Consider the following 15,572-nt stretch of genomic DNA (forward strand, 5'->3'; position numbering starts at 1 on the left):
AATAAACTTTGTGAGGGTGACTAGACAGAATTTATTTTGTCTAGTCACTCTTTTTTTAAAAAAAGAAAAGAGTTAAGTTAAGTATATAGTATAAAAAATACTTTGAGAAATTATTATATAATGCGAGATTTTTAACCTTGTAGATATGTAAAAATCAGATTAAGAGCAACAAAATGAGTAAATAATTTAAGAAGATACATAGAAAAATAAGAAAATTAAATTTATCACATGGTTAAAAATGTAAATATATATTAAAAATTAAAATTGTTATTATTTAAACTTTCGTGTATACTAATTAGAGTATAGAATAAATAGTTAACAAAAATTATTGTTAATAAATTTTTATATAATAATTTTTAAGGTTTATAAGTATGGAGGGAATATGCTTAAACACAAATTAGATAACAAAATAGTTAAATATGGAATTAAAAAATTAAGCTTCGGTATCGCTTCAGTTGCTATTGGAGCATTTATATTTTTAGGAAACGATGCAAGTGCTCATGATACTGGAAACACAAACATAACAAGTACAAATATAGAAAATAGAGTAGCAACTTCTAATACACAGAATAATAATGATTTAAATAATAGAGAGAATAGAGTAGTCGCTTCAGTTGAAAATAGAAACAATTTAAATCAAAATACAACGATTATAGATTCAGCTACTAGATCAACAAAAAGTGGAACTGCTTCTACAGTAGAAAATAATATTGTTAACCAAGCTAATTCCAACGGTAACCAATCTTCAAACAATAATTTAAACGTTTTAGATAGACGAACTGATGATAGTCAGAATATTGCAACATTATTAACAAATATAATTAATAAAAATACAGAAAGTAATACTATATCTAGTGCTTCATCTCAGGATGTGGAAACTCCTGTAGAAAAGGGTACAAAAATCATTTCTCGTTTAACTGCTAAATATGCAGAAGATATAGCCAAGGGCTATATTGGATTAGAAGGTGGGAAATACGATAGTTTAATCTATAAAAAAGCAGTGCTTAATCCTGATGGAGATGATGATGGTGATGGTATTGCGAATAAAGACGAATTGTATATTTATAAAAAAGATGGAAGAACATATTTAGGATATGATATTCATCCAAGACTTTCTGATACAGATGGTGATGGTCTTAATGATAAAGAAGATAGAGACAAATTAATTTGGAATATTTCAGCAAGAGATATGGCTATGTTTATGAATCTAGCGTATGAATCAGATGAGAGTGTAAAAAATATTTTATCTAATAAATTGCCAGTAGGTGTAGAAAAAGATAAAATAAAAAGACTTACTCACAGTGAATTATCTCCATACTGGACTGTGAAGCAGACATTTCATCAAAATAATGGGTTAGATGCGGTATTGTTTGAAACAAAAAATAATTTCCCATTCTTAAAAGGTGAGAAAATTCAGGTGCTTGCATTTGCTGGGACTAATATTGGACAAGGAGGAGACTTGAAAGCCGACATAGCATTAGCTTTCGGGAATGAATCAAATCAAAGTGAGGCTGCTAAAGAACTAATAAATAGTTTTAGAAATAGTAAAGAATATACAAATCTATATATTACAGGTCATTCTTTAGGTGGATATTTAGCTTTAAGAGCTAGTGTTTTAGCTGAGAAAAATAAATATAATTACTATAGAGAAACATATACTTTCAATGCGCCTAGAATAAAAACAGGTGGTTGGTTCTGGGGAGTTCCAGAGGAAGAAGAAAATATTTCTAACAATATGATGCAAATCGGAAAAGTAAAAAATTATTTTACTGATAACGACAATATTATACCTAATAACTTGAGACCAAAATATATTAAAAATGTAGGAAGTAGCCAAGGTAAGCATTCTTCGACATCTTATTTTGAAAGCAGAATGAATAGTAATACAGATTTCAATTTTGGTACTAGACAAAATATAGACGGAAAAGTTGTAAAAGTAAATAATATTAATAATTTGAAAATTGTAAAGCCTGAAAAGGGAACATTAAGTAAGACGTTCTTACCGAAGCTAGTAGATAAAAATCCAGTTTCTGTAATTATTGGAGACATATTAAAAGATAACGATATTATAAATAGAGTGAATAGAAGTATATTACCTGTAAATACTAAGTTGACTGTTGTAAAAAAAGAAGGATTGACTTCTTTAGGTACAAAACATGCAAAAGTAAAAATATTATATCTTGATGATAATACTAGTAATGAAATAGATGTACCGATCTTAGTTAATGAGGCTAATAAACAAGAATTAAATTCTGTAGTGAATGCTGCGCATAAGTTAATAGATACTATTGTTGATTTATCAGACAAATCAGCGAATTCTGTAAGTAATTATTCTCTTGCTAAAACAAATTTATCAACTAAATTAAGTGAAGCTTCATTAGTTCTTGCTAATACTTTATCTACACAACTGGTTATAAATAATATGACTAAAGAATTAGCAAGACTGGGAATGGATGTTATTAATAAACGTACAGCACTAGAAATAACTGAAGCAGGTAAATATTCACCAAGATTAATTGATGATAATAAAATTCTATTACGTCAAGGAAGTAATATAAATCTTGACAGTGTTGTTAAGAAAATTGCAAAAGATGGTATGCCGAAAAATATTAATTATGAAATTGTAAATAATTCGAATCTGAACGAAATAGGGGATATCAATGCTACTATTAAAGTAAAGTATAGTGATAATTCTTTTGATTTAATAAATATTCCTATTCGTATTTATACAGATTCTAAAGGTGAATCATTAAAAGTAGAAGTGTTACCAGAACTAGTGGTAAGTGAGAAAGGTGAATCATTAAAAGCAGAAGTGTTACCAGAATTAGTGGTAAGCGAGAAAGGTGAATCACTAAAAGCAGAAGTGTTACCAGAATTAGTGGTAAGCGAGAAAGGTGAATCATTAAAAGCAGAAGTGTTACCAGAATTAGTGGTAAGTGAGAAAGGTGAATCACTAAAAGCAGAAGTATTACCAGAATTAGTGGTAAGCGAGAAAGGTGAATCATTAAAAGCAGAAGTATTACCAGAATTAGTGGTAAGTGAGAAAGGTGAATCATTAAAAGCAGAAGTATTACCAGAATTAGTGATAAGTGAGAAAGGTGAATCACTAAAAGTAGAAGTGCTACCAGAATTAGTGGTAAGTGAGAAAGGTGAATCACTAAAAGAAGAAGTGTTACCAGAATTAGTGGTAAGCGAGAAAGGTGAATCACTAAAAGCAGAAGTATTACCAGAATTAGTGGTAAGCGAGAAAGGAGAATCATTAAAAGCAGAAGTATTACCAGAATTAGTGGTAAGCGAGAAAGGAGAATCATTAAAAGCAGAAGTGTTACCAGAATTAGTGGTAAGCGAGAAAGGTGAATCACTAAAAGCAGAAGTATTACCAGAATTAGTGGTAAGCGAGAAAGGTGAATCATTAAAAGCAGAAGTATTACCAGAATTAGTGGTAAGCGAGAAAGGTGAGTCATTAAGAGAAGAAGCCTTACCAGAATTAGTGGTAAGCGAGAAAGGTGAATCACTAAAAGAAGAAGTGTTACCAGAATTAGTGGTAAGCGAGAAAGGTGAATCACTAAAAGCAGAAGTATTACCAGAATTAGTGGTAAGCGAGAAAGGTGAGCCATTAAAAGTAGAAGTGCTACCAGAATTAGTGGTAAGTGAGAAAGGTGAGCCATTAAAAGTAGAAGTGCTACCAGAATTAGTGGTAAGTGAGAAAGGTGAAGTGCTAATTCAAGAAAGTGCTCCAAAAGGAAAAGTAGAAAAAATTAATGATGATAAATCAGGTGTTGAAGTAGAATTATTTAATAATAAAATTGATAATATTTCATTAAATGTAAAAACTGTTAAGGATACTCAACAATTAAGTAATATAAGTAAAGAATTATCTGTGGATAAGGATAAAGTGAGAATTCTAGATTTAAAATTATCTAAGGATAATAGCATAGTACATTTAAATAATGAAAGAATAGTTCGAATAGCTTTACTGGAAAATGAAAGTAGTGAGATTGAAATATATCATGTGGATAAAACTGGTAAGTTAACATTGATTCCTTCAGAAGTAAATAACAGAATAGTTCAATTTAATATTAATCATTTTAGTTTGTTTGCGATCGTCGATTTTAGTAAAAAAGAGACTGAAAATAAAATAAACGATAAAAATTATATAGAATCTTCTTCGAAAAAAGAGTATGTTTATGAAAAAATAGAAGAAAATTCATATACTGTTAGTTCTGACCGAAATGAAAACAAACTAACTGAAAGTTATGGCCAAGTAGAATTTGATGAAAACAGTAAAAATACATCTAAGGTAGTTTCTTTAAATAATAACTACAAGAAAAAAGAATCTCTTCCAAAAACTGGTGAAAACTCATCTGAAAAAGGAATATCTTTAGCTGGAATTGGACTAATGATAGGTCTATTAGGTATTAGAAGAAAGTATAGAAGTTATTAGTAAAAAAATGGGAAGCTCAATTGATTTTGTAGAAATCAATATAAAGAGTTTCCCATTTTTTATTATTTACTAAAAACGTTTTTCCATTCAGAGCGTTTTTCTAAGAATTTTTTAGCTTCTATTTGAGCACCTTCTAAAGAGTGAGATGCTGCCCAACCACATTGTACTTCGTTACATGCAGGTACTTCAGTAGCTACAAGGACATCTTCTAGAGTTTTTGCAAGTGCTTCTTCAACTTCTTCGTAACTATCATTGTTAATTACTGATAAGTAGAAACCTGTTTGGCATCCCATTGGACCAAAATCTAGTACATTATCAAGGTGATTTCTAATCAGTTCAGCGATTAAATGCTCTAAAGAGTGAAGGTTAGGCATTTCTAAGTGTTCTTTATTTGGTTGGCAAAATCTAATATCATATTTATATATTTTATCGCCATTATCCCCAGAATATACACCAACTAATCTAATATATGGTGCAACAACTTTAGTGTGATCTAGGTTGAAACTTTCAACATTCATTTTCTTTTCTGTCATCAATATATCTCCATTTCTGTAATTTAATTAGCAGTTATAATTATACTATATTTTTGGAAAATATAAAATTAATAAGAATAAAACTGATGCTCGTCTGAACATCAGTTTTAAATATTATTTTTCTAACGGAATAAGTTTATTCATTATTATTGCTACAATTGCACCAACAGCAATAGGAGAACCTATTAAGTATTGAAGTAATTGTGGAGCGCTAGCTTTTAATTCTGCTGGAATAAATAATAATCCAATTGTAAACATTAAAGGTACTCCGATAATGTATAATTCTCTTTCAGAAAAGTCTAGATTTTTAACAACTCTAAATCCGTTTAGTAGAATTATGATACATACCACTGAGAATACCCCACCGATTACTGCAGAAGGAATTGAATTAATAATGGCAGAAAGTTTACCTAAGAATGATAATCCGATAAACCAGAATGAAGCCATAACAAACACTTTTCTACTAGCTACCCCAGTAATAGAAATAATCCCAGCATTTGTAGAGTAACCAGTAACAGGAGTTGCTCCGACCAGAGAAGCAGCTAAACATCCGATTCCTTCACCGATAACACCTTTGTTAACCTGAGTATCGCTTAGAGGTTCATCAATAACTGAACTTACTGCATACCAAGTTCCCGTTGTTTCAGCTAAAAGTACCATGTAAATAATAATCATTGTGATAATAGCAGAGATTTCAAAATGTATACTATAGTCTAAGAACAATAGTTTTGGCATTGAGAAAAAGCTAGCATCTTTAATTCCTTGAGTATTAAATCCACCCATTAAATATGCAGAAAATGTTCCGATAGCTAAAGCGATAATTACTGAAGAAATCTGGAAAATTCTTTTAAATTTGTTAACGTAATTTCCTAATGTAGAAAATAGAATTAAAGAAGTGGCTGTAATAAATGCTAATAATACATTTTGTTTCATTGTCAGACCATTTCCTTGGATGTAAATATTACTTACAAATGCTGAAGGAAGCAAAGTTAATCCTACAATCATAATTATTGTCCCACTAACGATAGAAGGTATGTAGTTTTTTACTATATATTTATAAATACCAGAATATCCAAGTAAGATTACCAAGATTGCTCCGACAATACTTGCTCCAAGAACAGTACCAAGATTTTTAGTTCCCATGTATATACCAATAATAGCGCCAAGAGGAATAAATGATGGACCTTGACAAACAGGTAATCTTAGGTAGAATAATACCTGAATTAATGACGCAATCCCAGCACCTAGAAAAGTAGATTGAATTAAACCAGTAGCATCACCAGGTGATAATGCAATAGCTGTTGCTAAGATAAAAGGTGGTACGTAGACATCCATTGCAAGGACGTGTTGTAAACCTAGGATTAAGGATTGAGAAAATGGAATATTTTCTTCAACACCTATAGTTAAATGTTTATTTTGTTTCGTCATAAAAAACGTAATCTCCTTTTTATTTTTATGTTATTAATCTTTTTTTAGTATTTGTTTACCTTGAACCCAGACTTCACGAATATTTTCTGAAGTAGAAAGGTATAATATTTTTTGAAGAAGATGTTTGTGTTCTTCATTATCTAAATAATTTGGAAGTTTATTTGTGGGTGTATTAATATCAATAACTTGGAAATCACAAATATAACCTTCTTTAAAAATCCCAAGTGGTAATTTTAAAGCTTCACCACCACCAGTTGTTGCAAGGTAAAATGCTTCAAATACACTCACTTTTGAATCATGATTACCACGGCAACTAGCTTCCAGTCTATTATCAACTCCGTCATTTAACATCCTACTAGTCATGACGGTATGTTTTATATTGTCATATAGGCTAGGGGAGAACCCTCCTGAGATATCGGTACCTAGACAAATATTTAAACCTTGTTTTTTGAGTTTGTTAACAGGTAAAACTGCATTAGCAAAATATGAATTAGAAATAGGACAGTGGCAAACTGAAGATTTATTCTTTTTAAAGATATCAGCATCTTCAGAATTTATAAAATTGCCATGAGCCATTATCGATTTATCTGTTAATAATCCGAATTGATTTAGGACTTCAGTATCTCTTTTTCCAAATCGTTCAAGAACAAAATCATGCTCCCAGTCACTTTCGCTACAATGACTTTGTATATAGCAGTTATATTTCTTTGCTAATTTTCCTAACTCTAAAAGAGCATTGTCTGTACAACTTGGAACAAAACGAGGAGTAATAACTGGATAGATACCTTGAGGTACATCTTTTGAAAGCTTCTGTACATCATTAATAAACTTCTCAGTATTTTCAATAGCTTCTTTTGTACTATTATCTCGGTAAAAATCAGGATTCATAGTTTCATCATCCATAACAACTTTACCGACAAAAGATCTTTGTCCTAAATTAGCACAAATTCTCGCTAATTCGAGTGTAGCTTCATTATGGATAGTTCCAAAGTACATTGCAGACGTCGTACCATTTGTTAATAAAGTTTTTACTAGATCAGTATAGACTTCTCGAGCGTAGTTGATATCTGCATATTTTGATTCTAAAGGGAAGGTGAAATTATTTAGCCAGTGGCTTAATTCGTCATCCAAGGCAAGTCCAGCTTGTGGCCATTGTGGAGCATGGATGTGTAAATCGATAAAACCGGGCAAAAGTACTTTATCTTTAAAATCAATAAAGTTACTCTTTTGTGAATGCTGACTTAATATTTGTTGATAATTTTCATCCTCTTTTCTAATAATTTCAGATATAATTCCATCATCAGAAACTAAAAGTACAGCATGTTTTTGAAATTCAATTTCGCCATACTTTGGACTATGAAAAAAAGATGCTCTAATAATTTTTTTGGTTTTCATATTTTCATTTCTCCTAAAGAATTTTTATAAATATAACATGAAAAACGAACGTTGTCAACAAGAAAATTTAAAATTTAAAAAATAAATTTTAAAAAATGAACTTTAATATAGTATATTAAAGTTTAAAGTTCGTAAAAAAACGACGAAGAGTATTTTCTTCGTCGTTTGAAACATTATTACTAATATTTCTATCTAAATTCTTTTCTTTCTTTTGCTACTAAAGTGGCTACTCTTTCTTGAGCTTTTTCTAGATAGTTTTCACCTTGTTTTAATAAATCACAAATGATATTTGTAATTTCTACAAAGTCTTCTTCCACATAACCTTTAGAAGTCATAGCAGCGGCTCCTAGACGTAATCCACTAGTTTTCATTGGTGGTAATGTATCGAATGGGATACCATTCTTATTACATGTGATTCTAGCTTTACTTAATAGGTCACTAGCTTCATGTCCAGTAACATTGTAAGTAGAATACGTGTCTATAAGACATAGGTGATTATCACTACCATTTGAAACCACAGGAATATTGTTAGCTTTAAATGCTTCTACCATTGTTTGCATATTTTTTATTACTTGTTGTTGATATACTTTAAACTCTGGTTTAAGTGCTTCAGCAAAACAAATTGCTTTTGCTGCAACAACGTGTTCTAATGGCCCACCTTGTGCACCAGGGAAAATCATTTTATTAATTTTAATTGCGATTTCCTCATTGTTAGTAAGGATAATACCACCACGTGGACCTCTTAAAGTTTTATGTGTAGTAGATGTGACTACATCAGCATAAGGTACTGGGTTTGGATGTAAGCCAGCAGCTACAAGACCTGCGATATGAGCCATATCAACCATTAGGTAAGCACCTACTTCATCAGCAATTTCTCTAAATCTAGCAAAATCAATTACACGAGAGTATGCACTTGATCCAGCAATAATCATTTTTGGTTTATGTTCTTTAGCAATACGAAGAACTTCATCGTAATCAATAAGATGCGTATCTTTTGTCACTCCATAAGAAACAGCATTAAATAGTTTCCCTGAGAAGTTAACTTTGCTACCGTGAGTTAGGTGTCCACCAGCATCCATACTCATCCCTAAAACAGTGTCACCAGGTGTTAATAAAGATAAGTAAACTGCGATGTTTGCACTTGATCCTGAGTGTGCTTGCACGTTTGCAAATTTTGCATCATAAAGTTCTTTTAATCTATCTATTGCAAGAGATTCTATTTCGTCAATTACTTCACAACCATCATAGTATCTTTTTCCAGGATATCCTTCAGCATATTTATTTGTTAAAATACTTCCTGTGGCTTTTAGAATATCTTTAGAAACAAAGTTTTCACTTGCAATAAGTTCAATGTTTGTGTCTTGTCTATGTTGTTCTTTTTCAATAAGTTCAAAAATTTTATCCATAATGGTACTCCTTTAATTATATGTATTTAGAATAAAGAAAAGTAAAGTTCCATAAAAGTAAGAACTAATAGTTAAAATTAAAACTTTGTTAACTATTAAGAAAAATATGCATTTTTTAATAGTTAAATCTTTGCAAAATTTCTTTTATTCTATGTCTTATAATAATAGCATAGTATCAATAATAAATAAACTAAAAAATGATGGAAATATTCAAAATTATAAAAAAATATAGAAAACTAGCTATGAAAAACGAATATTAAAATTCATTTTATGAAATATCAATTCCAATAAGTTAACGAGATAGAATTTTTAATATTAATATAATGGAAAGTAATAAGTTCTAATTAAAAATATAAATACAAATAGTAAAAAATTAATGGATTTTAATTAGTCTATACCTGAATTAGTAGAAATTCATTAATATTTATGCTATAATAATCAATGGAATACATCTGTATTACTATCGAACCAAATTTTAAGGAGAAAAATTTAATATGCTTGTAGATAAACCATTAAAGCTGTTTTCATTAAATGCTAATATTCCATTAGCACAACAAGTAGCGAAGTCACTAGGAGTAGAGTTAAGTAAATGTAGTGTGAAAAAATTCAGTGACGGAGAGGTTTCAATTAATATAGAGGAAAGTGTACGTGGATGTGAAGTATTCGTAATTCAATCAACTAGTGGACCTGTAAATGATAATTTAATGACTTTATTAATTATGATAGACGCACTTAAACGTGCATCAGTGGACACTATTAACGTTGTGATTCCTTATTACGGATATGCACGTCAAGATAGAAAAGCAAGAAGTCGTGAACCAATTACTGCTAAACTAGTAGCTAACTTATTAGAAGTAGCAGGAGCGAACCGTATAATCGCATTAGATCTTCATGCACTTCAAATTCAAGGTTTCTTTGATATTCCAGTTGATCATCTTATGTGTGTACCAATTATTGCGAAATATTTCAAAGAAAAACTTCCAGATATGGAAGAAGTGGTTGTTGTATCACCAGACCACGGTGGTGTAACACGTGCTAGAAAATTAGCAGATGCATTAAATACACCAATCGCAATTATCGATAAGAGAAGACCAAAACCGAATGTTGCTGAAGTTATGAATATTGTAGGTAACATTGAAGGAAAAACATGTATCCTTATAGATGATATTATCGATACGGCAGGAACTATTACTTTAGGAGCTCAAGCACTTAAAGATAGAGGAGCAAAAGAAGTTTATGCAGGTTGCTCACATGCTGTATTAAGTGGACAAGCATTAGATAGAATTGAAAATTCTCCAATTAAAGAATTAGTATATGCTAACACAATAGATATACCAGAAGAGAAAAAATTAGATAAAATGGTACCGTTATGTGTTGGGGATTTAATAGCTAAAGCTATTTACAAAATACACAATAACGAGCCTGTAAGTGTTCTTTTTGAATAATAATTAATTAAATCAAGCTTAAAGAAGGCAGCGGAGTCCGTTGCCTTCTTTAAGTCATATTTTCGATAGTAAATAAAATAAAGAGAGGATAATCTATGAAATTAATAGTTGGATTAGGAAATCCAGGAAAACAATATGAAAATACAAGGCATAATATTGGTTTTATGGTTCTAGATGAACTAGCGAAATCTTGGAATGTAAGTTTTGATAAAACAAAGTTCAATTCAGAATATGCTATGACGTATCACAATGGAATTAAATATTTATTAATTAAACCTACAACATATATGAATTTATCTGGAGAAGCAGTAGGGAAGTTTTATGATTATTTTGAAATTGATATAGAAGATATTTTGATAATCTATGATGACTTAGATACAAAAACTGCAAACTTTAAACTTAAAGCTAAAGGAAGTAGCGGTGGACATAATGGTATTAAGAGTATAATAAGTCACCTTGGAACAGAAAAATTTAATCGATTAAAAATTGGTATTGATAGACCAACTCCACCTATGAAGGTAGTTGATTATGTATTAGGAAGATTTTCAAAAGATGAAATGGTTGAAATTGAAAAGATTTATTCGAAGAGTATAAACTGTATTGAAGATTTTTCTAAAATGAATTTTGTAGATTTGATGAATAAATATAATTAGAAGAATAAATGCAGCATTAGAGAAAGATAGTTTCTTTTGCTGCTATTTATCGTGGAAAGGAGCGTATATGATAAAAGATAGTCTGTTAGAAATAGTTGATTTAAAATTTGAAAAAAAACATAAAAATATAGGAATTTACGGACAAAATTTAACAACACGTGCTTTAGAGATATATAATGAGTATAAACAAAGTGATAAGACTGTTGTGGTGGTATCGCAAAGTAAAGCTGAGGCTGAAGAGTTATTTGCAATTTTAAGTGATTTTGAAGGAGAAACATATATTTATCCAGAAATCGATATACTAAAACGACATACATCTAAAAGTAATGATCTAGTCCAAAATTCGATAAAAGTACTTGAAAACTTAGTTCATAATATACAAAGCATAATTATTATTCCAATAGAAGCTATATATAGAACGGTAAAAAATCCTAGTGATTTCAAAAATAACAGTTTTGAAATTAATGAGGACACTGTTATAAGTTTTGATGAATTACAAAGAAAACTTGTAAATATGGGATATCGACGAGTTGAAAGTGTTGATGTAGTTGGAGAATTTTCTAAAAGAGGTAGTATAGTTGATATTTTTAGTCCTCTAAGTGAAAAGCCGATACGATTAGATTTCTTTGATGACGAGCTTGATAGTATGAGGATTTTTGATGAAATTACTCAACGATCTCTAGATAGAATTGATAGTGCAGTTATTTATCCGACAAGTGATTTTTTCCTTACTTCTGAAGAAAAAGATATAGTTGTAGAAAGAGTACTTGCTAAGTTGGATGATAAAAAGATACAAAAAGATGAGAATTATCAAGAGATTAGCACTTATCTTAAGGAAAAAGTAGAAATCTATAGAGCAACAGGAGATTTCAGTGACTTAGAGAGTTTCTCGAATTTAATTTATGAAAATACATATAGTATTGCTGATTATTTAAACGATGATACTATAGTCTTCTATGATAATTATCATAAAATATTAGAAAAAATAGAAGGATTAAGAGAGTATTTTTTAACAAGTTTGCAGGAAATGAATAGAAGTTATATTTATCAAGATGTAATAGATAATATAGCATTTGAAAAGATTCAAAATTTAGATATTAGAAAATACTACTTATCTACTTTAAAGCTAAATGATAAGATTATAGAGAAAAACTATAACTTAGATATAATCGATTTAGCTTATTATTCAAGTGAAGAGTATTTAGCTAAAGAAATTAGAGAGAAGATTACAGACAATTACAAAGTAATTATCTCATTAAACACACAGAAACAAAAAGATTATGTTGAAAAAGTGTTATTTGATAATTATTTTTATGACGATATTTATTACGGTGTTAAAGAAGGGAAAATTTTTATTGATTTAAATAAATATCACCTTAAGGGATTAGAGGATAGAAAAAATAAAATATTCTTATTAACGCCACGTGAACTATTTACAGAAGAAGAAAGAAAAAAACGACGTGTAAAATTTAAGTATACAAATTCAGAAAAAATAAGAAACTATCAAGAACTGAATATTGGGGATTATATTGTTCATGTTAGTCACGGAATTGGCTTATATGAAGGTATTGAGAATGTAGAAGTAGGGGGAGTATTTAAAGACTTCTTAAAAATTGTTTATGATGGTGGAGATATTATTTATGTAGATATAAATAATATGAACTATATTCAGAAATATACCGCTTCTACTGATAACAGAAAACCCGCATTAAATAAACTTGGTACCAAAAATTGGCAGAAGACTAAGAGCAGAGTTCGTAAAGAAATCGAGGATATATCTGAAGATCTTATTAAGTTATATATTAAGCGTGAATTGAGTTCAGGTTATGCGTACAGTATTGATGGAAGCTTGCAAGCTGAATTTGAAGCAGATTTTTCATTTACTCCTACTGAAGATCAGGTAAAAGCTACTGAAGAGATTAAGAGAGATATGGAAAAAGAACGTCCGATGGATAGATTGTTATGTGGGGATGTTGGATTTGGTAAGACGGAAGTAGCGATGAGGGTTGCATTTAAGGCTGTTACAGATAATAAACAAGTAGCTGTTTTAGTACCAACAACACTACTTGCTGAACAACACTATGATAACTTTGTAAATAGATTTGCGAATTTCCCTATTAATATAGAGGTAGTAAGTAGATTTAAATCTGCAAAAGATATTACTGAGATTTGTAAAAAGCTAGAAGAAGGTAAAATAGATATCATCGTTGGAACGCATAAACTATTAAACGATAAGTTTAAATATAAAGATTTAGGTTTATTGATAATAGATGAAGAGCAACGTTTTGGAGTTAAACACAAAGAAAAAATCAAACATCTTAAAAATACTGTTGATGTATTAACTCTTAGTGCTACACCAATTCCAAGAACACTTCATATGAGTTTAATTGGAATTAGGGATTTATCTGTAATAGAGACACCACCAAGAGAACGTCAACCTATCCAGACATTCGTAACAGCTCAGAATAAAATGGTTATTAAAGAAGCGGTTATGAATGAGGTTAATCGTGGAGGACAAGTTTTCTATGTTTATAATAGAGTAGAGACAATCGATGAGAAGTATTTAGAGCTAAAAAGATTATTACCTGATATTAATATAGCGTATGCACATGGTCGTATGAGTCAAAGAGAGCTTGAGAATATTATGACTGATGTTATAGATAGAAAATATGATATGTTAATTTCTACTACTATTATAGAAACTGGTATTGATATTTCAAATGTAAATACATTAATAGTAGAGGATGCTGATCGTTTTGGACTAAGTCAGTTGTATCAACTTCGTGGACGAGTTGGTCGAAGTAGCAGAGAAGCATATGCTTACTTGATGTATGAACCGTTTAAGTCGCTAACTGAAAACTCAGAGAAAAGATTATCAGCAATTAAGAACTTTACATCTCTTGGGAGTGGGTTTAAGATTGCCATGCAGGATTTATCAATTCGAGGAGCAGGGGATGTCTTGGGTGGAAGACAACATGGATTTATCGACTCAGTAGGTTATACGTTGTATTCTCAAATGTTAGAACAAGAAATCCAAGCTAAAAAAGGTATTTTAGAACCGCTATTAGAGCAGGATAGAACTCAAGACGTAAGTTACTATGAAAATATTATTAAAGAAGCAGCACCTTCAATTAAAAAGGATATTTTTGAAGTTGAGACTGATGATCTTGAAATTAAACTTAATGTAGATGCCTTTATTCCAAAAGAGTATATCTCTAGTGATGCAGATAAAATAGATTTCTATAAGAGATTGAACAATGTTGTTAGTGATGAAGAAATAGAAAGTATTGTTGAAGATTTAATTGATAGATTCTCTGATTTTGGAGAAGAAGTAAATAATCTAATAGATATTTGTTATTTAAAAGTTATGGCGAAAAATACTATGGTTACTAGTATAAAAGAATTAGCTAATAAAGTTGTTATAACATTCAATAAAGAAATTATGAATAATCTAAAAGGAAAAGAATTATTTACTGCATTAACTCCTCATAAAGATACACGCATTATAGCAAAGGATGGATTTTTCTTAGAAATTGATAAAAAAGAAAGATATAGCATTAGACGAATTAGAGAAATGCTTACTTTAGTAAATAGTAATTTGGAGGATACGTATGAATAAACATAGATGCCCGTGGGCAAAGGATCCCTTAGAAATTGAATATCATGATAATGAGTGGGGAAGAGAAACTCATGAGGATCAAACGTTATTCGAGTACTTAGTATTAGAAGGTATGCAAGCTGGGTTAAGTTGGTCACTAGTATTAAAAAAACGCGAGAATTTCAAACGAGTTTTTAATAATTTTGATTATAATATTTGTGCAAATTATACAGATGAATATTTAGAATCATTAAGAGAAGATGAAAGTATCATAAGAAATAAATTGAAAATCTATTCAGTTAGAAAAAATGCTCTTGCATTTATCAAAATACAAAAAGAGTTTGGAAGTTTTGATAAATATATTTGGAGTTTTACAGACTATAAAAAAATTAATAATAAATTAACAAGCTATAAAAATGCACCAAGTGAATCTGAGCTTTCTATAAAAATTAGTAAAGATTTGAAAAAAAAAGGATTTAATTTTGTAGGTGGTACTATTATCTATAGCTATTTACAAGCGATTGGAATGATAAATGATCATGAAAAAGGATGTTTTTGTTATGAAGAATGCTGTTAGTAAATAAATAATGTAATTAATATCATAAGTTTATTTACTTAGCTCATAGATGAAATCCAGATATAGCTTTACTTTAAATAAAATAACGTCTAT

Annotated in this window: 9 protein-coding genes; 5 read left to right on the forward strand and 4 right to left on the reverse strand. The window is 29.9% G+C overall.

The features are described from left to right. Positions 1 to 382: 382 nt before the first annotated feature. On the forward strand, positions 383 to 4,444 hold the full coding sequence (locus GEMHA0001_RS09045; protein ID WP_003145460.1) for a Rib/alpha-like domain-containing protein: 4,062 nt from the start codon (positions 383 to 385) through the stop codon (positions 4,442 to 4,444). Between the two features lie 62 nt (positions 4,445 to 4,506). Here the strand turns inward: GEMHA0001_RS09045 and GEMHA0001_RS06680 are convergent, their stop codons facing one another. From GEMHA0001_RS06680 to glyA, 4 genes are all read right to left on the reverse strand, one after another. Beyond that, positions 4,507 to 4,977, reverse strand: a complete 471-nt coding sequence (locus GEMHA0001_RS06680) for an S-ribosylhomocysteine lyase (RefSeq protein ID WP_003145014.1) — start codon at positions 4,975 to 4,977, stop codon at positions 4,507 to 4,509. A 114-nt stretch (positions 4,978 to 5,091) separates the two neighbouring features. Then, positions 5,092 to 6,405 carry a uracil-xanthine permease family protein gene (locus GEMHA0001_RS06685; RefSeq protein WP_003144913.1) on the reverse strand — a complete coding sequence of 438 codons (1,314 nt, stop codon included), beginning with the start codon at positions 6,403 to 6,405 and terminating at the stop codon, positions 5,092 to 5,094. A gap of 33 nt (positions 6,406 to 6,438) precedes the next feature. Then, the gene (gene guaD, locus GEMHA0001_RS06690; protein WP_003145189.1) at positions 6,439 to 7,800 is read right to left on the reverse strand and encodes a guanine deaminase; all 1,362 of its coding nucleotides are present in this window, start codon (positions 7,798 to 7,800) and stop codon (positions 6,439 to 6,441) included. A gap of 188 nt (positions 7,801 to 7,988) precedes the next feature. Continuing rightward, the gene (gene glyA / locus GEMHA0001_RS06695; protein ID WP_003145251.1) at positions 7,989 to 9,206 is read right to left on the reverse strand and encodes a serine hydroxymethyltransferase; all 1,218 of its coding nucleotides are present in this window, start codon (positions 9,204 to 9,206) and stop codon (positions 7,989 to 7,991) included. Between the two features lie 494 nt (positions 9,207 to 9,700). Between glyA and GEMHA0001_RS06700 the strand changes: the two genes are divergently transcribed. The 4 genes from GEMHA0001_RS06700 to GEMHA0001_RS06715 all read left to right on the forward strand — a co-directional run bounded on the left by GEMHA0001_RS06700 (position 9,701) and on the right by GEMHA0001_RS06715 (position 15,479). Further along, positions 9,701 to 10,651 (forward strand): ribose-phosphate diphosphokinase, encoded by a 951-nt coding sequence (locus GEMHA0001_RS06700; protein ID WP_003144872.1) that lies wholly within the window; start codon positions 9,701 to 9,703, stop codon positions 10,649 to 10,651. Positions 10,652 to 10,746: 95 nt separating this feature from the next. Then, positions 10,747 to 11,304, forward strand: coding sequence for an aminoacyl-tRNA hydrolase (pth, locus tag GEMHA0001_RS06705; RefSeq protein ID WP_003144984.1), 558 nt, complete (start codon positions 10,747 to 10,749; stop codon positions 11,302 to 11,304). A 67-nt stretch (positions 11,305 to 11,371) separates the two neighbouring features. Continuing rightward, positions 11,372 to 14,923: a transcription-repair coupling factor gene (gene mfd / locus GEMHA0001_RS06710; RefSeq protein WP_003145569.1), complete on the forward strand. Its 3,552-nt coding sequence runs from the start codon at positions 11,372 to 11,374 to the stop codon at positions 14,921 to 14,923. Then, a complete protein-coding gene (locus tag GEMHA0001_RS06715) occupies positions 14,916 to 15,479 on the forward strand; it encodes a DNA-3-methyladenine glycosylase I (RefSeq protein WP_003144989.1) in 564 nt (187 codons plus the stop codon). Before mfd ends, GEMHA0001_RS06715 begins: the two co-directional genes overlap by 8 nt. Positions 15,480 to 15,572 lie beyond the last annotated feature (93 nt).

Source organism: Gemella haemolysans ATCC 10379, assembly GCF_000173915.1.
GTDB lineage: Bacteria > Bacillota > Bacilli > Staphylococcales > Gemellaceae > Gemella > Gemella haemolysans.